Source organism: Lapidilactobacillus salsurivasis (assembly GCF_054785215.1).
On the sequence record NZ_BAAABI010000001.1, the window covers coordinates 166119 to 189467 of the forward strand.

24 protein-coding genes are annotated in these 23349 nt (G+C 48.2%); 7 read left to right on the forward strand and 17 right to left on the reverse strand.

Annotation, left to right across the window (positions count from 1 at the left end):
- Positions 1 to 18 precede the first annotated feature (18 nt).
- From ACYVSB_RS00750 to ACYVSB_RS00760, 3 genes are all read right to left on the reverse strand, one after another.
- Positions 19 to 828, reverse strand: coding sequence for a Cof-type HAD-IIB family hydrolase (locus ACYVSB_RS00750; RefSeq protein WP_461218025.1), 810 nt, complete (start codon positions 826 to 828; stop codon positions 19 to 21).
- Positions 829 to 875: 47 nt separating this feature from the next.
- Positions 876 to 1199: a putative heavy metal-binding protein gene (locus tag ACYVSB_RS00755; protein ID WP_461218026.1), complete on the reverse strand. Its 324-nt coding sequence runs from the start codon at positions 1197 to 1199 to the stop codon at positions 876 to 878.
- A 135-nt stretch (positions 1200 to 1334) separates the two neighbouring features.
- Entirely contained in the window at positions 1335 to 1499 is a 165-nt protein-coding gene (locus ACYVSB_RS00760; protein ID WP_461218027.1) for a hypothetical protein, read from the reverse strand.
- A gap of 288 nt (positions 1500 to 1787) precedes the next feature.
- On the opposite strand from ACYVSB_RS00760, the gene ACYVSB_RS00765 reads away from it, so the two are divergent.
- The 3 genes from ACYVSB_RS00765 to ACYVSB_RS00775 all read left to right on the forward strand — a co-directional run bounded on the left by ACYVSB_RS00765 (position 1788) and on the right by ACYVSB_RS00775 (position 4206).
- Complete coding sequence (locus ACYVSB_RS00765; RefSeq protein WP_461218028.1) at positions 1788 to 2003, forward strand: hypothetical protein; 216 nt, start codon at positions 1788 to 1790, stop codon at positions 2001 to 2003.
- A gap of 293 nt (positions 2004 to 2296) precedes the next feature.
- Positions 2297 to 3394 carry a YibE/F family protein gene (locus ACYVSB_RS00770; protein ID WP_461218029.1) on the forward strand — a complete coding sequence of 366 codons (1098 nt, stop codon included), beginning with the start codon at positions 2297 to 2299 and terminating at the stop codon, positions 3392 to 3394.
- A complete protein-coding gene (locus tag ACYVSB_RS00775) occupies positions 3391 to 4206 on the forward strand; it encodes a YibE/F family protein (RefSeq protein ID WP_461218030.1) in 816 nt (271 codons plus the stop codon). Before ACYVSB_RS00770 ends, ACYVSB_RS00775 begins: the two co-directional genes overlap by 4 nt.
- A gap of 157 nt (positions 4207 to 4363) precedes the next feature.
- On the opposite strand, the gene sdaAA is transcribed toward ACYVSB_RS00775, so the two are convergent.
- From sdaAA to ACYVSB_RS00815, 8 genes are all read right to left on the reverse strand, one after another.
- Positions 4364 to 5290 (reverse strand): L-serine ammonia-lyase, iron-sulfur-dependent, subunit alpha, encoded by a 927-nt coding sequence (gene sdaAA, locus ACYVSB_RS00780; RefSeq protein ID WP_461218031.1) that lies wholly within the window; start codon positions 5288 to 5290, stop codon positions 4364 to 4366.
- A gap of 16 nt (positions 5291 to 5306) precedes the next feature.
- Positions 5307 to 5957, reverse strand: coding sequence for a serine dehydratase beta chain (locus tag ACYVSB_RS00785; protein WP_461218032.1), 651 nt, complete (start codon positions 5955 to 5957; stop codon positions 5307 to 5309).
- Positions 5958 to 6199: 242 nt separating this feature from the next.
- Entirely contained in the window at positions 6200 to 6667 is a 468-nt protein-coding gene (locus ACYVSB_RS00790; protein ID WP_461218033.1) for an HIT family protein, read from the reverse strand.
- A gap of 288 nt (positions 6668 to 6955) precedes the next feature.
- Complete coding sequence (locus ACYVSB_RS00795; protein WP_461218034.1) at positions 6956 to 7372, reverse strand: PTS sugar transporter subunit IIB; 417 nt, start codon at positions 7370 to 7372, stop codon at positions 6956 to 6958.
- Positions 7373 to 7477: 105 nt separating this feature from the next.
- On the reverse strand, positions 7478 to 8308 hold the full coding sequence (locus ACYVSB_RS00800) for an aldo/keto reductase (RefSeq protein WP_461218035.1): 831 nt from the start codon (positions 8306 to 8308) through the stop codon (positions 7478 to 7480).
- A 74-nt stretch (positions 8309 to 8382) separates the two neighbouring features.
- Positions 8383 to 8649: a hypothetical protein gene (locus tag ACYVSB_RS00805; RefSeq protein WP_461218036.1), complete on the reverse strand. Its 267-nt coding sequence runs from the start codon at positions 8647 to 8649 to the stop codon at positions 8383 to 8385.
- Positions 8650 to 8860: 211 nt separating this feature from the next.
- Positions 8861 to 9373 (reverse strand): GNAT family N-acetyltransferase, encoded by a 513-nt coding sequence (locus tag ACYVSB_RS00810; RefSeq protein WP_461218037.1) that lies wholly within the window; start codon positions 9371 to 9373, stop codon positions 8861 to 8863.
- 58 nt (positions 9374 to 9431) lie between these two features.
- Positions 9432 to 9884, reverse strand: coding sequence for a MarR family winged helix-turn-helix transcriptional regulator (locus ACYVSB_RS00815; RefSeq protein WP_461218038.1), 453 nt, complete (start codon positions 9882 to 9884; stop codon positions 9432 to 9434).
- 587 nt (positions 9885 to 10471) lie between these two features.
- Between ACYVSB_RS00815 and ACYVSB_RS00820 the strand changes: the two genes are divergently transcribed.
- Positions 10472 to 10777 (forward strand): hypothetical protein, encoded by a 306-nt coding sequence (locus ACYVSB_RS00820; RefSeq protein ID WP_461218039.1) that lies wholly within the window; start codon positions 10472 to 10474, stop codon positions 10775 to 10777.
- 81 nt (positions 10778 to 10858) lie between these two features.
- On the forward strand, positions 10859 to 12253 hold the full coding sequence (locus ACYVSB_RS00825) for an FAD-binding oxidoreductase (protein ID WP_461218040.1): 1395 nt from the start codon (positions 10859 to 10861) through the stop codon (positions 12251 to 12253).
- Between the two features lie 128 nt (positions 12254 to 12381).
- Here ACYVSB_RS00825 and ACYVSB_RS00830 read toward each other — a convergent pair whose 3' ends face one another.
- Together ACYVSB_RS00830 and ACYVSB_RS00835 are read right to left on the reverse strand one after the other, a co-directional pair.
- Entirely contained in the window at positions 12382 to 13035 is a 654-nt protein-coding gene (locus ACYVSB_RS00830) for a TMEM175 family protein (protein ID WP_461218041.1), read from the reverse strand.
- Positions 13036 to 13085: 50 nt separating this feature from the next.
- Positions 13086 to 13523 (reverse strand): GNAT family N-acetyltransferase, encoded by a 438-nt coding sequence (locus tag ACYVSB_RS00835; RefSeq protein ID WP_461218042.1) that lies wholly within the window; start codon positions 13521 to 13523, stop codon positions 13086 to 13088.
- A gap of 274 nt (positions 13524 to 13797) precedes the next feature.
- Between ACYVSB_RS00835 and ACYVSB_RS00840 the strand changes: the two genes are divergently transcribed.
- Together ACYVSB_RS00840 and ACYVSB_RS00845 are read left to right on the forward strand one after the other, a co-directional pair.
- Positions 13798 to 14121: an ArsR/SmtB family transcription factor gene (locus ACYVSB_RS00840; RefSeq protein WP_461218043.1), complete on the forward strand. Its 324-nt coding sequence runs from the start codon at positions 13798 to 13800 to the stop codon at positions 14119 to 14121.
- A gap of 10 nt (positions 14122 to 14131) precedes the next feature.
- Entirely contained in the window at positions 14132 to 14737 is a 606-nt protein-coding gene (locus ACYVSB_RS00845) for a CadD family cadmium resistance transporter (protein WP_461218044.1), read from the forward strand.
- 257 nt (positions 14738 to 14994) lie between these two features.
- Here ACYVSB_RS00845 and ACYVSB_RS00850 read toward each other — a convergent pair whose 3' ends face one another.
- From ACYVSB_RS00850 to ACYVSB_RS00865, 4 genes are all read right to left on the reverse strand, one after another.
- The gene (locus ACYVSB_RS00850) at positions 14995 to 16758 is read right to left on the reverse strand and encodes a hypothetical protein (protein ID WP_461218045.1); all 1764 of its coding nucleotides are present in this window, start codon (positions 16756 to 16758) and stop codon (positions 14995 to 14997) included.
- Between the two features lie 358 nt (positions 16759 to 17116).
- A complete protein-coding gene (locus tag ACYVSB_RS00855; protein WP_461218046.1) occupies positions 17117 to 18127 on the reverse strand; it encodes a hypothetical protein in 1011 nt (336 codons plus the stop codon).
- Positions 18128 to 18205: 78 nt separating this feature from the next.
- Entirely contained in the window at positions 18206 to 18934 is a 729-nt protein-coding gene (locus ACYVSB_RS00860; RefSeq protein ID WP_461218047.1) for an N-6 DNA methylase, read from the reverse strand.
- Positions 18934 to 23310 carry an Eco57I restriction-modification methylase domain-containing protein gene (locus tag ACYVSB_RS00865; RefSeq protein WP_461218048.1) on the reverse strand — a complete coding sequence of 1459 codons (4377 nt, stop codon included), beginning with the start codon at positions 23308 to 23310 and terminating at the stop codon, positions 18934 to 18936. Before ACYVSB_RS00865 ends, ACYVSB_RS00860 begins: the two co-directional genes overlap by 1 nt.
- Positions 23311 to 23349: the final 39 nt, after the last annotated feature.

Sequence of the window (23349 nt, forward strand, 5' to 3'; positions counted from 1 at the left end):
TTGAAACGGTCAAGCTGGTTATTCAGCTCTAGCCGCCGCCAAAACCCGATCGATCTCTTGCAAAACCCCATAATCATTATTACTGGCAGTGCGATAATTGGCGTACTTTTTCATGAAGTCATCGCCATTAGCCACCAAATAACTGTATTTGACCGCGGCTAGCATCCCTGCGTCATTCAATGTGTCGCCAAACGCCATCATTTCAGCCGGCGTGATGCCTAAATGCTGACCCAGTTCAACGATCGCCGCCCCTTTATCGACACCTTGGGGCATGATGTCCACCCAAGCAGGGCCACCAACTGTGACCGCATAACGGTCGCCGAAAGTCGGCTGATAGATCGCTTTAACTTGAGCCACCGCATCCATCTTGGGGAAATAAATACTGACTTTATTGGCTTCCGCCGCAATCGCGCCCAGATCATCCACGAAGAAAACTTGCGTATAGAACTTGGCCATTTCCGCCCGATAGGCCTCATAGCGCCGATTCAAATAAGCCCCTTCCAAGGCGCAAATCACCGGAAACCCAAGGCCTTGACGCTCAACAAACGTCACCATTTCCTGATAAGCCGCCACCGGTAATAATGTTTTGCTGATGACTTGACCATCAACGGTGATCACCCCACCATTATCGGCAATCAACGCCATCTCCGGCGCCTCGGCAGCAAACATATCCTGCAATGTATACAACGGTCGACCACTGGCGGCGACAAACTCAATCCCAACCGCCTTCAATTCCTTGATCCGCTGAAAAAGATGCGGAGGAAACTCCCCGGCATCTGTTAAGAGCGTCCGATCCAAATCTGAAGCAATCAATTTAATCGGTGTCACTTTTACGAAAACTCCCCTTGCCTATATTTATCCTGAACCGTCATGATTTAATTGCTGAGCTCGACCGCAGTCCCACTACAAGTGACCATCAGCATGCCATTATCCGCGCCCAAAACCTCATAATCCATCTTCATTCCAACAATCGCATCCGCGCCCATATCACGCGCGCGCTGTGCCATTTCGTCCAGCGCTTCCGTCCGTGCCTCAGCTAATTCTTCTTCATAACCTTGAGACCGCCCGCCGAAAACGTTGCGGAGACTGGCGCCGATATCACGCATGAAGTTGATCCCAGTAATGACCTCACCAAACACAATACCGCGGTAGGCTGTGATCGTCCGTCCTTCGACAGACGTTGTTGTTGTTACGATCATAAGAATCCCTCACTTATTCATAGATTATTTGTTTGATTACTCCCTCACCTTACAGGTTTTTACGCGGAATTGCAAAGGAAATTTAGTGGGCGTTCCGGTGCTAAAAGGACGCTGCTTCTGTTGCGGATTTCTGGCCTAATTGCAGGGAGTAGTGGGTGTTGCGCGTAAGCGCAACCGGCTGGGACTGCTGTTGCGGACTGGAACGTGGTGGGCGCTGTTTTGAGCCAATCCGCAAAAAGCGCGGCTTGTCTCAAAATCAGGCCTTGTCCTAAGCGGCAAAGCCGCCAAGGACAATTTCACCACTGAGCCGCGCAGTCCCAGCCGGTTGCTAGGCAGAATTGAGCCTATCTGAAATCGAGGCAAAGGATTTGAAGCAGTGGCTTTTACAAGCTAGAGGTCAAAACAACTGCTCACTTTTGGTGTGGTACGGCAATGCCAACTGATTCGGTTAGGAGGGCGGAATATTTTGCGTAGGCTGAATAGTCTCTGCTTATTTCCCTAACAAACACTGGGTGGAAACCGACCAATTCATTTGATTTACCGAGAACTAGCTTTGTTTATCAGACCGACTGTACTGGCGTCACCAATTTGAAGCTGGTGACCACTAACCATGGCTGTGGATTGCGTGGCTCCCCATTAATTGGCGATAGCTTGCCAGTCGGCGTGAGTGCTCAAACGACTATGATAACGTTGAGCGGCTGGAGCGGAGCGTGGCGTTGGTGGATCGTTTACTCGTTGGCGGAAGGTCGGGCTGGGGGTGAGTCAGCCGCGATATTATTGTTGGCGATTTATCGCCTACAATAAGGCCGAGTTTTGAGATTTTCGGTGCACTTCCGAAAAGCTCAAAATCGTGCCCGCAGCGTTCCACCACCCCCAGCCCGACCTGGAGCCCCACCACACTTGCCCGCCACCAACGCCACGCGCAGCGCAAGCTGCGGACAAGCTACTTTTATCTGCGAAGTGCCAGCCACGACCAACCTAACATCATTCCAAATTTTTGCAAAACTTCGAAGCGATGATTTGCAGGTACCTGTCAATTGGCGTATAACGAAATAATTAGAACGATTTATGCACACTAGATCAGATAGGACGAGCAAATGAAATTAACAAAGAAGCGAACGGCGTTGTTGCTCATCGCCATTTTAGGAATCATCGTCACGTTTTGGGCATACCAGCATCCACTGGGCCAGGGCACGTTAGCACAAGTAACGCGGGTCCAGTCAGTTAGCCACCAGGCAGAGACCGATCAATATCAGAACAAAGACACCCAATTCGAACAACGGCTGACACTCAGGATTCTCAATGGGTCCCATCAAGGTCGGACCTACCAAGTACTCAATGATTACGACGCCTCGCAATTGATCAATCAGCGCTATTATCACAACCAGCGTGTCTACGTCCAATTTTCCCATCAAGGTAAAGCGAATATTCTCACCGCAAAACGGGATTGGGTCCTGATTCTGGCGCTAACGTTGACCGCCTTGATTTTGGTGGCGATCCTAGCCAAGAAAAGTTGGTTGATTTTACTATCGGTGGCCGTCAACTGCTTGCTATTCTTGGTGACGCTCCGCTTAGATATTTGGCGTAATGGCACGGCCACGATTCTGCTGTACAGTTCGGCAGCGATTGTTTTCGCTACGGTGACCTTTATTATTTACCAAGGCTGGCGGCGCAAAATGGTCATGATGTTACTTAGTACGATCGGCGCGCTGTTGCTGGCCTTTGGCTTAAGTTATGGGATCATGCGTGTGACCAACGAACGAGGCATTACCTACATGGCCGTTGCTTACGCGACGCAAAGTCCACGCTCGCTTTTCTTGGGACAAACGTTGTTGGGTGTGCTGGGCGCTGTCATGGACGAATCAACGGATATCGTAACCAGTCTAAGTGAGCTCTGGGAACACAATCCTCAACTGACGCGACGGCAGCTTTGGCACAGCGGCTTGACGATCGGGCGGGAGATCATGGGACCGTTGATCAATGTACTCTTCCTGATTTTCATGGCCGCGGCGCTGCCGATGACAATTCTTTATTTGCGCGACAACAACACCATCAGTTACACGTTTGAATACACGCTGTCTCTTGGTGTGCTGCAAAGTCTGATCTCCGCGATCGGGATCGTTTTGACCGTGCCGATCGCGACGCTGGCTAGCTTCTTACTACGGCCACTGACCAAGGAGGCGCAGGCGCAATGAGTACGATGACAGCGCTGCTTTTGGTCTTGTTAGTCTTGATCGTCTTGGTGGGTGGCACGGCCGGGCTGAAAAGTTACCTAAGTATCTTGATCAATTTCTGCCTGATTTTGATGGCCGCTTGGTTGATCGCTGGCGGCGCGAATATTTGGCTGATCGCGGCGATTTTCATTCCCTTGAAACTGGCGACGATCGTTTATCTGGGCACCAACGAACAAAAGTTGGCCGATCAAGCTTTCCTCAGTTCCCTCTTGGTCACGGTGATCATTGTTCTGCTGATTTTAGGATTGACCTGGCTGGGTCAGGCCTTTGGTTTAGGCGATCAAGATGACGAAGACTTGATCGGCTTAGCGACGGCGCCAGGCATTGATTACCTACTGATCACGGCGCTGGTGGCGGTTTTCAGCACGCTAGGCGCGATTTCCGAGGCGGCGGTGGCGATGAACGCGGGTTTACTGGAATTACTGCGACAAACGCCAACGATCGAACCTGCCGCTTACCAACGGAGCGCCCGCCAGATGGGGCAGGATATTCTCGGGACAGCCATCAATACGATTCTGTTTGGTTTTTTCGGGAGCAACTTGGCGCTATTTATTTGGTACCTGCGGCTAAACTACGGTCTGAACAAGTTGCTCAACGATAAACTGTTCGTCCAAGAAGTCTTGGTTCTGCTTGAATCGATTATTGGCGTGCTGCTGATTGTGCCGTTGACCACTGGGATGATCGGCTGGTGGCAAAATCATGAATCGAAGCGGCAACAGCAACTGGCGGCGACCTCAAAACAACCGCCAGACACGCCCCATCAGGAACCATGACACCCACCCTTGACTGTGCTTTGGGTCGTAACAAGTGAGGCGTTTCAGTTGAAAAATACCACCGAAAATCAAACAAAACAGCCTTGTCCCCGGTATGATCCGTGGACAAGGCTGTTTTGGAGCTGACGCTGGTAAGCGGCCGGCGCTGGTTATTAGGCTAACTTTCGCGGGCTGAGTCGTTTTTTTCGTCATCGGGATGGATACTAACATCCTGACCGAAAATCTTCATTTTCAAGGCGATTCCGGTCGGTGTCGCGGCCAAGCCACCTAACCCAGTCTCCCGCAAACTAGCGGGCAGATTCTGCCCGATCCGTTTCATTGCCAGAATCACTTCATCGGCCGGGATCTGACTGGTCAATCCAGCCAAGGCCATATCGGCGGCCGTTAACGCATTGACCGCGCCAACCACATTTCGTTTGATGCAGGGCACTTCAACTAGGCCGGCGACGGGATCGCAGACTAGCCCCAGCAGGTTAGACATGGCCATCGCAAACGCCTGAGCCGCCTGTTCTGGGGTGCCACCAGCAACCTCCACGGCGGCCGCGGCACCCATGGCCGAGGCGCTACCCACTTCCGCTTGGCAACCGCCAGTAGCGCCAGCGATCATCGCCTGATTAGCCACGATCATTCCAAACGCCGAGGCGCAGAAAAGAAAGCGAATCTGATCATCTCGCTGTAAATGTAACCGTTCGGTGACCACACTGAGAACACCAGGTAAAGTCCCGGCAGAACCAGCCGTAGGAGTGGCGCAAATAATGCCCATTGCGGCATTGACCTCATTGGTCGCCACCGCATTTTGCATGGCCAACAACATCGTATCCCCAGATAAGGACTGGCCTTTCTCCCGATATTTCTTCAACAAAACCGCTTCACCACCGCTGATCCCGGTGGCTGAAGTCACTCCCGCACCACTGGCACCCTTGATCGCCGCTTCGTGCATGACTTCCAGGTTTTTGCCCATGGTGGCCCAAATGATCTCGCGGCTACTATGGCTCAATTTGATTTCTTGTTCAATAATCAATTCTGAGATTGGCTGCTGTTGCGCCGCCGCGGCTGCCAACAAATCCGCAATTGTTTCATACATAATATTTGCCCTATCCTTAAAGTGAGATCAAGTCTTGACTGATCCGCCGCGCCTGCTCCAGTTGTTCCGGGAAAGGCTTGTCCAACAGATCCAGCTGATAAATGTGATGCCGTCCGCGAGTCAAGGTCACCCGCGGCAACCGATAATTCGCGCCGAAAATCTGATCCAACGCCTTACCAATGGCCTGCTCCGCCTCCACATAAATCAGTGGCAGGCTTCCTTGCGGCTCAAAAATCAAACCATTAAAATCGATTTTGCGGATCTCGATCGCGCCGCCACCTACGGAACAACCCCAAACCGTTAAGTATTTCTCGCCATTCTCTAAGGTGATTGCCGCCGTATTCGGGTGACCAATCGGACTAGGATGTTGATCTTCAATGAAAGTAATCTCAATTCCTTGGCGCCGCGCCAGATCCACCGCGTTGGGAACGCGCCGATCGGCCGGATCAAAGCCTAAAACACCGGCAATCACCGCATAATCAGTCCCGTGGCCCCGATGCGTTTGGGCAAAAGACTCGAAGTAACGCACCCGGACGGTTTTGATCGGCGCGTGAAACAACCGATTCGCCACGTGACCGATCGCCACCGCGCCGGCTGTATGCGAGCTGGAGGGTCCGATCATGATCGGGCCGATAATATCAAAGACACTGCGATATCGATTGGTCATTATTTTTCCACCTATCTCAGAACATGATAATACAGCCATTCTACACTAAATTTCGCGATGACCCTACGAGATTCACCTATTTTTTTCAAAAAAATAAGCGCCGCGAGACGAAACGGCGCGCACCAAACCTGGACCCACCAACTGCGCGTTACCATGATCATTCACGGGCTGGACGTCAGGCAGCGGCAGAACTAACGCGGTTACTTATTGGGCAGGATTATTCGGTTCCGGGAACCGCTGACTTACTTTGCATATTTTGCTGCAACAGTGGCCAGCGCTTTTTGTAAGTTGCTTTTCATTTCTGCTAAGGCTGCGGTTGTCGGCGCGGCTTCATCCGCATACATGACCGCAGGATCGACCCACCAAATCGGCCCAGGTTTTGGTGTATCGCCGTTATGTCGGGGGAACAAATGCCAGTGGACGTGCGCGTCCCCATTACCCAGCAGCTCCAGATTCATCTTATCCGCATGGAAAGCGAGCGAACACGCTTCGGCGACCAAACTCATCTCTTGTAGAAATTGCAGTTTCAATTTCTCGGGCATCAGATGAAGTTCCGTCACGTGTTCCTTGGCCAGAAATAGTGTATATCCAGGAAAATATTGGGTGTCCCCTATCACAACATAACCAGTAGCCATTTCGCTAACAAAATATGGATTCTTATGCGCCTCGATCAGAGCGATGCGCTGGCAAATAAGGCAGTTTTGGTTCATCGAACGCGACCTCCATTTTAATGATCCGATGTCTTCCACAAGTTTGTTATTATTATAGCACATCAGCATCGATGACTGCGCCAGCGGCTGGCGCCAAAGAAGTCCAGGCGGCCAGCTGGAACACATTCGGGAGAAAGCAGCTGCATCGGCGATTTTTATGAAAGAGAGGGCGAAAGACGGGCCCCCACCGCCGCTACAAAACTTGGTTCTGGCCGAAAAAAAGAAAGCTGAACTGAGCAGCCTTCTACATCGTCATGAAAAAAATCGCAAACTTGTCGTGCCCGCTGGTCAAAGCTGGGGTGGGGTGCTAGCCGCCGTTGATTGTCGCGGTTTTGTGTTGCGAATGATTGTTTGCAACGCCAGCTCACCGTTCATCGTCCCAAACATCCGCATATCCAAATCATCAACGGGGATCCCCACTGGCGCCAGCGTTTTCCGCAATACAGGCGTCCGATAGCGGACCTGTGGACAAACGAAGACCTGATCGACATGAGGTTGAAACATGGTCGCGACATTGCGCCAATCCACCAATTGCTCGCTACCGTACCCGATCAGAATAGGGTAGCGTTGACTTAAAGCGTCATAATCAGCCAACAACGTTTTTAAATCATCGAAATGAATCATTTCTGGGTCAGCCGCGTGGGCAATATGACTACAGAACAGACTGGAGGTGGCACCACCAGCGCAACAAATATAGATCAGCATGACCAGAACCCCCTTGCTTTCAATAAGTTAATCTTAACGCAAATCGCCGCCTGAAACGAGTCCTGACGATGATTTTCTAGTCAAACTTCAAAGGTGGTCCTGCCGTTAAAACTCCTCATAAACTGCCGGATCCTGATTGGTGCTCCGGCCATCAGCACGTGTCAAGCCGTCGATGATCGCCATGTCCGCGGGGCTGATCGTGAAGTCAAAGACCTGCAGATTGCCTGCCTGTCGAACCGGATTAGCCGACTTAGGAATCGGCAAAATGCCGTGCTGTAGTTGCCACCGTAAAATCAGCTGGCCCACATTCTTGCCGTATTGAGTCGCCAATGTCTGCAATTGTGGATCTTGAAGCATGATACTGGCGCGGCCCAAGGGACTCCACGCCTCAGTCAGAATGTGATGGGCTTGGTCATAGGCCCGTTGTTCAGCCTGGTTGAAATAAGGATGCAATTCAATTTGGTTGACCACTGGCATTTCGCTCGTCTCTGCCTGCAGCCGGTCCAAATGTGCCGGTAAGAAATTGCAGACCCCGATCGAGCGAACCAGCCCAAATTTCTTGGCCATGATCAAGGCCTGCCAGGCTTCCACATACTGGTTCCGCTGTGGATTCGGCCAGTGCAACAGATACAAGTCGAAATAATCCAGACCGCTACGGTATAACGATTCTTGTAACGCCGTGATTGCTTGATCTGTGTTGTAATAACGCCCTGGCAGCTTAGAAGTCACCAGCACTTCCGAACGGGGCAAGCCCGACCGTTTGATCGCAGCGCCAACCGCGCCTTCGTTTTCATAGTTGTAAGCCGTGTCCAGCAAGCGATAACCCTGCTGTAACGCCGAAACCATGGCATTAGCGCCGTTAGCGCCATTCAACTGGTAAGTTCCGAAACCAACCTTCGGCAAACGTAAGCCGTCTCGTAATGTATAAAATTCCATTCGATCCATCCCTCTTGTTAACTATTAGTACCAAACTGATTTCAAACCGCTAAGACGCGGATGATCGCCGTTGACTAACGCGTCATGTCCGTTTGCAAATCACGATAACTGACCACGATGCGCGAATTATATTGTTCCTTCTGAAACGCCGAGGCCTTTTCTGAGTGGGAAATATCGATCATACAGGAATAACGATATTTCTTGGTGATCCGCCCCCGCACCACATGTCCCAACAACTCGGAGTAAAACGGCAGAACTTGATCCTCGTGGAAATGCTTATTCAATTCGTTCTCTTCGTATAAGCCAATCTTATACAATGGTTTATTCACTGGACTTGCCATAACCTCACCTTTCCTAAGTAGTCATCCCCTGCGCGAAAATTGGTCTACTCGCGCAGCTAACAATTAATAACTCAATCCCATTATACACTATTTAGGTCACGGCCGCAGACGCAGCGGGTCGCGCAAAGATTCCGCCAGATTGGTCCAGCTACTTTCGCCGGTGGTCGCCCCGTACACACCCAAGCAGTAACGCCCGCTTTCAGGCCAGGGATTACCAGGTTTTGACGAGGATCAAATCGGTTTGTGGATCAGCGCCTAACTGAAACACATGACTGCCAACTTGACGAAAGCCGATTTTTCCGTAGAAGGCGCGTGCGGCCTCATTGTGCTCCCAAACTCCCAACCATAACGCCGTTTTACCCAGTTGGCGCGCCTGCTTTTCAGCCTGGTCAATCAATTGGCGACCAAACCCATGACGTTTGTACGCTGGTAAAATGTAGATGCGCTCCACCTCTAGAGCGTTTTCGGCGACTTGTTCAGTTTGAGCCGCGCCAACATTAAGTTTCAAATAACCCACGGTCGCGCCAGCCACTTTAAGGAAGTAAAAGAACGAATTCGGATTTGTCAGTTCTGCGGTCAATTTGGCGGTGGCGTAAGCCTGATCCAAATAATCATTCAGGTCCGCGACCTCATTGGAGCCGGCAAACGTGTCCGTAAAAGTCGTGCGACTCAATTGTTGGAGCGTCTTCAAATCATTTAAAGTACATTGTTGCAAAGTTGCCATCTTTTTACCTGCTTTCGTAGTCATAACGCAATAACGCAATGTCAAGTCGTTGCGTTCCTTAATAGTCACGCGTTTGCCCCTGCTTAGCCGCTAACCAGAGGGGGCGCACGTTTTCTAAGAGTTGATCTAAGCTAGCCTCCAGCACCGCCGTCTGTTCTGCGGAGAAATTCTGGAGTGCCGTTGTTTCCGACAATAAATTCTCCCGCTGGATCAAATCAGCCGCTTGTTGGCCCGCCTCAGTGACGAAAAGTTGCCGGTTCTTTTGATTACTCGCGGCATTTCTTTTCTCGATCAAACCAATTTGCGCTAACTTCTGGATCGCCCGCGCCGCCGTGGTTCGATCGACCTTGACCATCGTCGCCAAACGTTCCGGAATGATCCCGGGGTTCTCAGCGATCCGCACTAAATAAAGATACTGCCCCCGCGTTAGGGAAAGCGTTTTGAATTCTAAATTCGCCACAGCATCAAAAATCCGTGCCACTTCCCCAATTTTTCTCAATACTTCCGTCATTACACGCGCCGCCTTTCCAAGCTGAGTTCTAGTTTAAATTATTTTTGTTGTAATTGCAACAAAAAAGTCTAAATCCTCCGCGTGAAATTGATTTAGGCGTTTGGTTTTGATTCTCTGACCCTGCGCTTAATTGCAGGTATGGTGGGGTTTGGTGGGGACGCAACCGCCTCAGGACGTTTGTCGTGGCTGGAACGCGGTGGGCATCGTTTGAAGCCAATCCGCAAAGTGCCGCGGCTTGTCTTCAAATCGAGCCTTATTCTTAGCGATTTATCGCTTAGAATAATCTCACCGCTGAGCCACACGTCCTGAGGCGGTTGCTAGGCAGAATTGAGCCTATTTGCAATTGAAGTTGCGTATCTGACAAAGTGGTTTTGCAAGTGTGGTGGTCAAAACTCATCACACTTTTTGTGGTACGGCAATGCCAACGGATTTGGACTAGAAAGTCGGTACATTTCGGGTAGCGCCAAAAACCTTGCCTGACAACCTCAAGCGTGTGTTGATTGGAAATTGGACAATTTATTTGAGTCGTCAAGAATCTACTCTAGTTCATCAGACAAGACTATACTGGTGTCACCAATTTAAGGCAGGTGCCCACTAGCCACGGTCGTCAATTGCGTGGCGCCTCATCAATTAGCCATAGCTTGCCAGACGGCGTGAGCGCTCAAACGGCTGTTAAAACGTTGAGCGGCTGGAGCGGAGAAATTCGGGGTGAGATCGCCGTGTCGTTATTCTTAGCGGCTTTGCCGCTTAGAATAAGGCTCAGCTTTGAGATTCGCGGGTTTTGCGAAGCTCAAAGTGACGCCCACAGCGAGCTCACCCCGAATTTCGCAGCGCAAGCTGCGGACAATCTACTTTCATGCAGCTCCCTGCGGTTGGCGCGCTTTTATGCTTGACAATCAACATCATGGTGCTAAAGTAACCATAATCAATTAATGATAAGCTGACAGAAACCTGCCTGGCTCAGGAGGAATTCAATGGTTAAATTCAATGCTTATACGGATGATGAAATCATCAGTGATCTGCGCCAACATGTGACCGCCACCGCCGTTCACAGCGACGTGACCACACTCAAGGCCCATGAGAACGATCAATATGGGGTCCAGCTTGCCAGCGGTCTGCCGCTGGCTTACATCGAGGCAACTTCTGCCGCCGATGTTCAAGGCGTTTTACAAACGGCCCGGCGATATCATATTCCCATCGTTCCCGAAACCACGGCCACAAGTACCGTTTCTGGGTCTGACGCGATTGCCGGATGTTTTGTCCTTTCAATGGCCAAAATGAACCGGATCAAGGAAATCAATCCGATCGACCAAATTGCAATCGTTGAACCCGGTGTGATCAACGGAGATTTGGACAAGGCCGCTCGTGCGCAGGGCCTCTTTTACGCGCCCGATCCTGGCTCAAAGCCGATCTCGTCAATTGGTGGCAATGTTTCCACTAACGCGGGGGGGATGAGTACCGTTCGTTATGGCGCCACGAAAGATTCGGTGCTCGGGCTAACCGTTATTTTGGCCGATGGACGGGAATTGAAATTAGGCGGTCGTTCGTTGAAACAAGCTTTCGGCTATGACCTGACCCAGCTCTTTGTGGGCTCGGAAGGAACCTTGGGTATCATTACCGAAATCACTGTGCGGCTGTTCCCGATTCCCCTTGGCGGTGCGATGACTGGCCAGGCCTTCTTCAAAGATATGACCACCTTGGCTCAAGCCGTCGCGAAACTCCGTGGATCCGGCGCTTACCCGGCCATGCTGGAGGCTCTGGATGCGCCAACCGTGGCGGCTTTGGACCGTTATGAAGGGACCCACTACGCGGAAAACAGTGGCGCCATGCTGATTTTACGGCTGGACAGCTATAATGACCTGATCCTGGCAACTACGAAACAGATTCTTGAGGAAAACGGCGCACAGCATTTAGAGTTGACGACTGACGCTACCAAGGCCGCGCAAATCATGAAGTTGCGCCGTGATATGTTGCCAGCGGTTTTCGCTAATGGCCAACACGTGATGGAAGATATGGCCGTGCCTTTGTCCAAACTAGCCGAGATGATCGACTATATCCAGCAAATTGCGACCCAATTGGACTTGACGATTTACACTGCCGGTCACGCTGGCGATGGTAATGTCCACCCCACCATTGTTTGGCCAACGGGTGAAAGCGAAGTGCCCGCTGCCGTTATAACGGCGCTACAACTAATGTTCCGCAAAGCGCTCGCCTTAGGTGGCACTATCTCTGGTGAACATGCGGTCGGTTTATTGAAAAATCAATGGAACAACGAGGAACTTGGTCCCGAAGTAGATTTGCTACAGCATCAAATCAAAGCCTTATTTGATCCCATGAACCTACTTAATCCGCAGCGAAAAATCAATTAGCCTTGATCCGCGAGCGGTCAATAATTAACTTAAGAACAGCAAACATTAAAAAGCACAGTCGCGTGACGGCTGTGCTTTTTAGACGTTATAACGGCGTTACATGACTCCGAAAATGATTGACTCCGGCTCTATTTGACCCGATCACTAGGAAAAACAAATGAGATAATCGGCAACGCCAGGTAGAAAATCATCGCTACTGCCGGTTGAATGAAGGCCACCCCGATCAACGCGATGTTCAACAGAAAGCCACCAATAATACGCCAACGGGTGATTTGATCGAAAAACGCGCGCGCCGCCCCGGTTTTTCCGAAAAGTTCGCGGTTGGTGTGATTGACCATCAACCGCCGCAACATATTAATGACCAAATAGTCCAACCCCATATTGGCGACCGCTAAATTCGTCGGTTGCTGCATGAGCCACTTGGTCAACAGTGGCAAGAGCGATAACGCCGCCAGAAACGCGAAGTTCATTAAGAGAAATTTCTTGTCCGCTCGCGGCAGGATCGCGAAGGTTTGATGATTCTCGTACCAGAAATTGGCGACCATGAAGAAACTGATGAGAAAAATCAAAATAGCCCGCATGAAGAGCTTATAACTGCCCACTGTCTGATCTGGTAGCGGCACTTCCAACACCATCACGGTAATAATGATGGCGATCACCGCATCGTCGAAAACATCTAAATGATCTTTCAATTTGGGACCATCATCTTGGTGAAGTTCCTGTAACTTCCGGTGGACTTCCGCCATTTCCTGATCATCTGTCGTTGAATGCTCTTTTTTCATGATGATGCCTCCCATAATTCCAGCAACCATGATTTTCTGTCGTAATTGAGTCAGATTTGATCCCGTGTTTTTTGCCAATGCCCCGGACGCAACTGCCGATAGCCTTGCTTTGCAAATAAAGCAAGGGCGGCGCTGGACGAGGGCAAACTGGCGCGCCAAATTTCAATTTCAGGGGTTTGCTCTTCCAGCAAGGTTAAAACATGACGCCCGATTCCACGCCGTTGAAAGGCTGGCAACAGCACCAACGGTCTGATTTGCACGCGTTGGCCGGTTTTATCCCGCTGAAGTTGTAAATAACCGATCCGCTGGCCACCCAGGCAAATGAAATCGTAGTGATTTTGTGGGTGCCGAAAGCGCCAATGGATTTGAGCCAAGGAATCAACGAACGGCAACTGATCCGGGCGAGGCGTAGCGAAAACTTGCTGTTGCATTTGCCAAACCGTGCCTAGTTCCACTTCTTGAACCGGCCTCAGGGTAATTTCAAGCATGCTGCCCCCTCCTTTTCTATCGCTAGTATAGCGCGGACACCGCCAGGACTGATACTAAAAAGGCTTCTTTGATCTTGGCACGCCTGATCGTCCTGTTCGGGCTTGTTAGGGTGGACTTGTTAGGCGGAAGCTCATGAGTCCGTGGATTGGGAATTGAAGGCCGCAGGTAAGCTTGCAGAACATATTAATAAATGTTAATATGTTGATGCTAATTTAAGCCGCAAATTAACCATGATTCAGCGGCAACCGGTTTAAGGAGTTGACCTGTAACATCATGACGACCAACCTACAACAAAAAGTGATCCACGCACTAAACAATCCCACGCGGCTAACGATTCTGGAGCGACTCAGCCAAGGCGAGGCCACGGTCAATACATTGACCGCACAGATCGGCACGACTAGTCAATCAAATATTTCGCAACAGTTAGCGTGCCTGCGAGATTGCGGCTTGATCAAACAACGTCGCTCCGGGAAATACTGTTTTTACCGTTTGAGTTCACCTGAGATCACCGTACTTCTTCAGGAAATCGATCGAGTCAGCGCAGCCTTGAACTGGACGGCCACGACTCCATTGGCCTGTTCCAGTCAGCAGAAATGAGGCAAAGCTAATGCTAAATTTAATCATTACCGGCGCTACTGCCTACATTTCCACCAGTATCGATTATCTAATCATCTTGATGCTTCTCTTTGGCCGCGCCAAAAATCGGCGCGACCGTTGGACCATTTACTGGGGTGATCTTCTCGGCACCAGCATTCTCGTCGGCACCGCTTTGATCATGGCCTTCGTGCTCCATTTCGTCCCGGCGACTTGGCTGTTGGGTTTCTTAGGGCTGGTTCCGATTTACTTGGGGATCCGTCTCCTGATCGAACCTGACGATGACGATCAAGATGCGATCCAGCAGAAAATCAAGCACCAGCGAAGCCTGATGCTAAATGTCATTTTGATCACGGCTAGTTCCTGCGGCGCGGATAATATCGGCATTTATGTGCCCCTGTTCGTCCCCCTCTCAGCCGGAGAAATCGGCGTGGTCCTCCTCACTTTTCTTGTGATGTTAAGTCTCTTCTGCCTGATTGGCTACGAACTGGTCCGCCTACCTCGAATCGCCGCCGTCCTGGCCAAATATGGCCGCTGGATCTCCGCGATCGTGTATCTCCTGCTAGGTCTGTATGTCATGTGGGAAAGTGGCACGTTCAGCCATCTCTTCGGCTGGTAACAGCGTCTGCACGGGTCGGATCCGGCCCTGATCACCAAAAATTCCTAAAAAACGAACCAGGAACCACGGTCAAAACCAGCTGACAAGAACCCTCGTCAGAACGAAAAAATAGCGCCACCGCTCTATCATGCCATGTGCACTGTCATGCGCATTTGATGACTTCAGAGCGGTCACGCTATTTTATTTTGCCTTATTTGCTGAGGAAAGAACAATCAATCCCAGTGAAGCTTTTCCGCAGACGCGGTGGCTTGGCGGCATTATTTCTTTTTCCGTTTCTTCGATTTCTTATTTTTTTTGAAGGAAACGATCTTGTGTGGATTCGACTTGGGCACAAACGACGATGGCTCTTCATCCTCATCTTCAAAGTCATCTTGGAACAACCCAAGCTGGGCTTCATAATCTTGATAAACCTGCGGATCATTGATATTTCCATAGTCCACAGGTCCCACCATCAAAAACAGCGCCGCTTTCAATCGCTGCTCATCATCCGTTAAATAGGCCGTCAACTTAGTGGCATCGCGCTTGATGTTTTTCGCTATTTGGCGGCCGTTCGGACTAAAATCATTTGTTTCAAGAAAATCGTAAAACGCGGCCATAATTGGACTAACTGCCTTTACCCCATCTGGGCTCAAATTGGCAACCGGCAACAAAACGTGGGTAAAGAAATTCCAGCCAGTGGCATTCATTCCCGCTAAGGTCTCTTGGGTATACCGGTTAACTAAGGTGTCGAGCTGCTGGATCATCGCAGGCGCCATGGAACGCTCCGTTTGTGTCAAACCGTTATCTGGAAGGAACAACAAGAATTCATCAACCAGATATTGACGGACCCAATAGCGGCGCTCGTCTTCAAGAACCATGATTGTTGTTTCGAGTTTCTTCGGCATTTTTTTAAGCGTCTTGCGTCCGTAACCATCATCCCTCACCTGTAAATGGTTATCAGCAATAAGTTTATCCAATTGATCGGTTAGTTGATCGATCATCAACTTCGGTGGGAAATTCGGTTGTAGCCTCTGCATTTCAAAATCGTTTTCGTCATCTGTATCGTCTGTGTCATCCGCGTCGTACTCGTCAAGCAAAGAAGATAGATCAATGTTCGTGAGGAGCTGGCTGTAGAAAAGTTGGATCATATCTAGGGAACTATCAGGTACGCCCTTGATTTGCTTGAGCTCATAGGGGAACGGTTCCCTCCCAACCCCATTTTGCAAGTCTTTGAAGAACTTCTTGTCCCAATGAGCCCCCTGATCCACTAGCACTGCGGCGACCGCCTGCGACCAATTGGCATAAACCTGGCGAATCAATGGCTTTTTTAAATTATAATTACGACCAACTAGATAAAGCAACAGATACAATGCCCGACAAAATTTTTCTAATTTCGGCTGTGACTTTGCTGGAATTACAGCAAGAATTGCGGCCTCAACTTCTGCAGCACTGGCTTGAAAAGGCGTTTGCGCCGGGCGCTGTGCGAAATATTGGAAAAACTGAGTTAAATTCTTCTTAGCGTGAGTTCGCTCCGCTTCTGTCATCATGGTTTGCATCAACGAATCATCATCAAACAGAGTCAACCACAACGGTAAATAATGTTTCGCCAGCTGGGCGCCTTTTTCAACGGAATCTGATGTGGTTTGCGCCTGCGTTGACGTCACCAACGCATCTAACTTGAGGTCCACCCCAGAGCTCTGACTCGCCGCCAGCAAGTCCTTTTCACCTTTCAAACGCACCGTGAATTGATTGAGCGCCGGCCAGCGAATATAACGCAGGTAGGCCAACACTAAGCCAGGAAACGCCTTGGCATCTGCTTTCTTCGTTCCACCATCCGGAGCGTAATTGAAACAAAGCGCATCCATTTCTTCAACGGAAAGAAGATCCAATTGCTCGTTGAATTTCAACATCGCCGTCAGCGATAGCGCGGCAATGATCTCCTCCGCCTCATGCTGCTCATACTTATAAAGGCCGGCATACTCAGAACTCTGGGCGAATGCTTCCCACTGATCATTGACTGTTTGAAAATCTGGTTTTAGCATAATATTCTCACTGATCCTTCGAATTATTTTGAAAAAATAGATATTCACATTATTGCTCAAACGGTTGTTACTATTTCGCAACTTTGGCCATTGCGAGATTGCTGGCTTCTCCCAGGCAATGCCATTAATGCCCCCTACCCAGAAATCCGGTCAATTTCTCAAATGATGGCCGGATAACTCACAAACTTATAACTATATCATACCGCAAAAATTTCTTAGTTCAAAGTAACTGCAAGCAAAAAGACAAATGACCAACGCCCAAAAAAAGCATCTGGACCGATGTATTTCGGATTCAAACGGTGATGGGAGAGAGGTCAGGACAATCATTCGATTTCACAAAGGCTCTAGTTGCATCACTTCAAAATGGTAACTCCTCATCACGAGTTTCCGCTGCCGGGAAGGGCTCGACATTGTCTTCTCCGCTTAAACGCCGTATTTCCGCGTCAACGTACTCGTCATCATGATCTGACCAATCAGCGCGAACCTCAATTCTCTTGACCGCGCGGGTAAAGACCGTTCGAGGATTGGCAGGCAGGCGATGAAGGCCGCCGACCTGTGCCAAGCCTACCTGAAGTTCGTGATAAAATTTGTTCCCCCAGGTCCCGCCGTGATCTTTCGAAACATGATTAACGGCTGCGGACCAGGCAGCTACCGCGCCGCTCATGGCTGACGCGGCCAAATTATAATTGTCATTGATCAAATAGAGAAACAAATACAGACTCAGACAAAACTGACGCCGGGTTTCAGCGGCGGTAGCCGGGTACAGGTTCTCAATCACCGCGCTAACTTGCTGCTTGGGAGCTTTCAAGGCGTTGCACCCTGTCTGCCGCTGGATTTCTCGGAAGAAACGTTGCAAGTCAGTGGTCGCTTGTCGTTGCTGGTCTAGTAGGATCGCAGCAATCAGGGGATCTTGGGCGAATTGGGCCAGCCAATTCGGTAGATACGTGGTCACTAGTGGATCAACGTTCTGCCGGTGAACCCGAGTGGCCAAGCAGTCTCCTAACCGACGATCCACGGCCAAGTGTTGGCTGGCGGCTAGCTCCTGTTTATTAGTCTTTAACCAATCACGGATCGGAACCAATAAGGGTGACTGCTGGTAGCGCAACGTCGCCTTGAGCACCTGGGGGAAAGCCTTGACCTGTTTGCGGAACAACGGCTGAGGTTGGAGGTTCAGCGCTAATTCAAGTAGCTGCTCCAACGTCAGCGCGTCAAAGGAACAGCCAAATTTTTGCGGCGCACCTTTAAATAGGAACATCACGATTTGAGCCACTTGCTTTTGATCGTTGCGCTGTAATTCGCGATAATCCAGACTTGCTGTAAACGCCGTTAAATAGTCGTCAAATTCTAGTTGATTGAAGGTGACTGCCACTGAGTCCCAACTCCTTTTCTGAATAAAAAGCCAGTGACGCACAAGGCTTTGTCACCGACTAATTTAATTTTACGATTTTTAAGGTTCAGTTAACAATTCTCGATAGATGTCAACATACTTGACTGGCAAGAAAGTTTGAGGAACCTCATTGGGAGTCTCCAGATCATCGGCATCATCAAATTCACCCGTGCCAGCAAAAAGATCGATTTCTCGATCAATTGACGCGGATGCCTGCCCAATTGGGCCTCCACCTTCTAAGATAGCCTCCAATGTGTATTCTGTTCGCTGTACCTGTACAATTTTCTTCCCCGTTGGAAGTGTCTTCCATTCGCTAAACACAATTGGTTGTCCCAAATTGTTAACTTGTTTCAGTGAATCTCCTTGAACCATATTCGCTCGGATAATTGTTTCAGCACTCTGTAATACATGGGGGTTTGGTGGCACACCTAGACTTAAGCACCCCTTCTGATAGGCTTGTTCGAATTCTGCGTACATGTTCATTGCCAACATCTTAACATTATCCTGCAACAACTCTATTCCGTAAAGTGAGCTCAGCGCAATCAAGACGTTTTGATTATATTCCGACCTAGTGTGACTAGAAGAAAGGGCAACTTTTGTCTTGCGTTTAAGGATTTCGATTAGAAACGCGCCTTCCCCAGCAGATGGTTCTAAGAACGTCTTATCTAACGTCTCGCTTGCTTCCCTTACCCCAGGTTGATCTAACATCAGTTTAACAATCCGTTTTGGAGTAAATACCTCGCCATGACTGCGCACACGTGCTTTAGACTTAATTAAACGTTCCGCCATCAGTCCATCGCCTTAACTTTGGTCTCAATAAAATCAATCTCATGTTGATTTAACCCATACTTTCGATAAAGCTGCTGATCAATCTCAGCAACAGACTTGCTCCAGTCAATATCCGAATTTGACGTAAAATCCTGAAGGGGTACCATTCCCCACACAAACCTTGAGGAATCCTGTGTAACTTTATACGTACCTAACAGTGTCCTTAAGAAACGCGTCTTAATATATTTCAGTAATGATTTCGCCTCAGATTCTTTCTCGAATTTCCCAACACTTATGAATGAATCAGTACTAATTTCTTGTGGACCTTCAATTACCGGTTCGGCCAACCTCTCCCCAAATTTTCCACTTCCGTTTGCCTTCGGTACAACAACTTTATAGCAATCCGTATAATCAGTATCTTGTACATATCTTTGGTCAATATACTTATATACACGTGTACTATTTAATCGACCAAGCACCTTGTATTGGGGATAGTGACCACTCACATCCTCAAATACCTTTGGGAATTTTTGTAATGCATTAGACACGATCATGTTACCTGTCCCACGCCCCAGTTTCTTCGATGCATTAGGAATATCATCAAAGAATTCAGTGGTAAAGCGATACATTCCTCTAGAAGATACAAGCGAATCCATGTTTGGTTTACGCCCCCCACTATCGATCTTTGGAAGAATACTCTTCAACTCATTATTTCGAGCAAATACACCAATACTCTTTTTTCGTATACTCGAGTCTCGTAGGGTAACAACAACACCGCCCTTAATATCATTATTTGGAAAGACTTTCGAACTGTCCTCCTCGTAATATGTAACTTCAAAATAATCATCCTTTAACATCTTAGTATTCCAAGATTTAGGAGTCTGCCCGACTTGAAAGAGAAAGCGTGCTGGAGTGATAAAAGTTGCAATGGTGGCCAGTTTGTACCCCAATTCCATAAACAAATAATATATTGGTTCAGATCTTGTACTTTCTCCCTTAGCAGCTTCCTGATAAGGTGGATTTCCAATCACGACATCAAATTTCATAAGATTCATTCTCTCCTGTATCTGTTGCACGACACCTGACAAATTATTTTTACTGTCCTCAACAATATTATCAAGATAGGCGATATTCATCTTTGTACTCCGGTATCCTGACAATGTTTTCTCAGTAATCGTTTTGGCCATTGGGGTCTTGGCCAACACATAAACATTATTCTTTAGGATATCCTGCCAGAGATTGAGCTCATCCTCAAAATCAAACTTGCCAGCACGTTCCTCATTCATCCGTTCAAAGGCACGCCAATACAACGATGCCGCAGCATACAACGGATACAGTCCTGTTTTGGAATTGATTTCTAGAATACGACTATCTGGGTCAAAGGCGCGATCAGTTATATCTGTTGTCACCCATGACTGCGTACTGAGACCGTTGCGAGTCGAGTCCGAATAATCACTATCAAAGAAGGAGAGTCCGCCAATAGTTTTGCCTAAATGTAAGTTAACAACACGCCAAGGTGTTAAAACTGTTTCCTTATCAGGATTCTTGAAAGTACCCATTAAGGCAGCAATCTTCTCAACCCGATCAATTGGATCTAGCGTATCGAGTTCTTTAACTCGGCGTCGAATAATGCGACCCGCTTCAATAAATACCTCGCCATCATAATATTTCGCAAAACGGCGGAATTTCTCCTTGGTAACACCTTTAGGCATAAATTCTGCCCACGATTTATCGTCAACGCGTTTGGCAAAATCAATGAAAGACACGTCTTGTTCCAAGTCAATATCCATTCCATAAATCATTAACGGAATACGAATTGAAATCGCTCGCAGAATTGAAATCATGACCCGCCGTTGTTTCTTCTGCTGTTTTAGTTTTTCAAGCGCTTCTTGCTCTTCTAGCGTCCGCTCACGCGGTTTCTTATTTTTAGCATTCTCAGCTTGTTCATATTCCTCATTGGATAAGCCCTGCTCATTAACAGGAATTTTGATTTTTTTCTTCTCTGATGGTGTCGAGCCAACAAGAGCCTTCAAGTCATTGAAGTCATTCAAATCTTGCTTGTCCAGCTTCAATAACTCATCACTATAAATCGAGTCATCATCAAAGCCTGTCCGAACCGCTTTTTCTGCATAAACGCGTTTCAACTTCGTCAGCAAGGAATCAACTTGATATTCCTGCATACCTTGACCGGTCTCACCAATTATTGGCAGAAAATTCAGCAGTCGGCCCATCGCATTCTTGCGTGCGCCAGAAATGAGTTTTCCCACGCCTGTATTCATTTGCGCCGATTCAGCCATGACTCGTAAGGCACGATCTGGAGCAAAGTCAAAGATATAACAATTAGTCTTGCGGCCAAAATGCTCTTCTTGATAGGGCGTCTGTGCGCGAAAAGCGGCCTGTAGGTATTGCATGGCGCTGTTAGTATTGGCTAAGAATAACACACCTGTCCACGGTTTAATTGTGACACCAGTCGTCAATTTACGGACTGTCAGGGTAATTGTCTTGGTTGCCATTGGATTTTTAGTGATTGCCGCGAGAACCCGGTGAACATCATTTTCACTGGCCTCAACTTCTTCTCGCGTATCATGGTCAACGATATTAATAATCTGATATTCTTTGCCGAAAATTGGATGTTGTTTCAATAATCGTTCTAACGCACAGGCCTCTTTGATTCCTGGTAAAACCCACAATGTATGTCGCAACCGACTACGGAAGAGCTCCGTGGAATACGGATAGTTTGTCCGTTGATCAGAATTTGTAATATTATCAAGAAATTGCTTAACCTTAGATTCATGAGTAAAGCTACCATTCTCTTCGACACGAAAGAATTCTTTAAAATTAAAGGACTGATGGTCAATATCGAGAAAATTAGCATCCTGGAAACTCTTCTTCATTTCAAATGTATACATTGAAACTTTCGGAAGACCTTCATAGGGGTTGACCTCATTGGGGTGATTTTGCGACCAGATTTTTTTGGCATTTTGCTCCATCACGTAGTCCCAAGTGTAAACCTGATCCTCATCATACTGATCGAGCAAATTAAACGGTGTTCCCGATAATTCAAGCAACTTGGTCTGCTCTTTGACGACACTATCAATGACTTTTTGAGCCAAATCCGTTTGTGTGCCCTCATGCGCTTCGTCAATAATTACAAGATTCCAATCAATCTTAGTAATTAGTTCATTTTTAGGATATTTACCACCAAATACCGCCGACTCACGCAAATCTTGAATGCTGGCGAAATAAACAAAAGGTGAGGTCTGCTTACTCAGAGTTTCTAGAGTTTCTCCTTTTGACTTCGACCCATAAACATACCCCAATGAGTTGAGACCGATTTTATTAAAGTCTTCAAACCAACCGTCATTCACAACCGGACGGTGAGTCATAATCAAGACATGAGCAAAATGTTCTTCCTTAATCAACTGTAGCGCTGTCAAAGTCTTTCCGAAACGCATTTTAGCGTTCCACAACATTTCGTTATGTTTTTTTAAGACCTCTCTCGTCTGCTTGACCGCTTCTTGTTGTTCTGGTCGAAGTCGAATCACTACTTCAGAATTGTTTTTTACCGCATTAATTGATTGACGGCCTTCCTTGACGGCTTTAATAGCCGCCTTGACCGTCTCTACATCGGTTTTGAACCATTCATTACCTGTGGTTATTTCCGTATGCTTAACCCCTGAACGTTCAAGAACATCATGGACATCGTAATCACGAAACCAGCTATGATCTTTTTTTCGGTAGGCTAATTCAGCCCACCAAATTTTATAGGGCACTCCAGCAGTGTTCATATACTGCCGAACGCGTTTATCCGCCTCAGATCGTAAATAATCACTATTCGGTCGAGAATCTTCCTCAAAGTCATCAACTGAAGCATCACCGACTTTTTCCAAGCCGGTATATGCCGGCCACAGATTCTTATTATCCTCCGGGCTCTGAACGTAGATAAGTTTTCGTTCCGAAGTCTGATAAAGTTTGTTTTTCGGTTCTTGAAATTCCGAGACATTCACGTCGCTGCCTTGCAAATAGCTGGCAAACCACAATAAAATATCCCGAACATTCCTAAGCGCCTGCAGTCCATCCGCTTTTGAAACGTGAGTAATTGTATGAGCAGCACTATTTCCGAAGCGCTTGATTCCATATAGTTTATCGATAATATCACGTGGAGCTTGTGTCCGACCGCGCAATAATGTGAGACAATCATTAAACGACGCCATGCTTGGCACATTGACATAATATAAATCCAAATAATCGCGAACTACTTGCTCGCCAATCTTCCGAATTGCAACAAATTCAGCAGCAAAAAACGCGTTCAAATAGTGTTCTTCGGCTTCTTCCGCGAGTTTATAGAAGGCTTGCGTATCTGAATCTTGATTTAGAAACTCAAAATTACTTGTCATTTCCAGTCCTCCAAAAAGCATTCTATAAGTTAATTATAC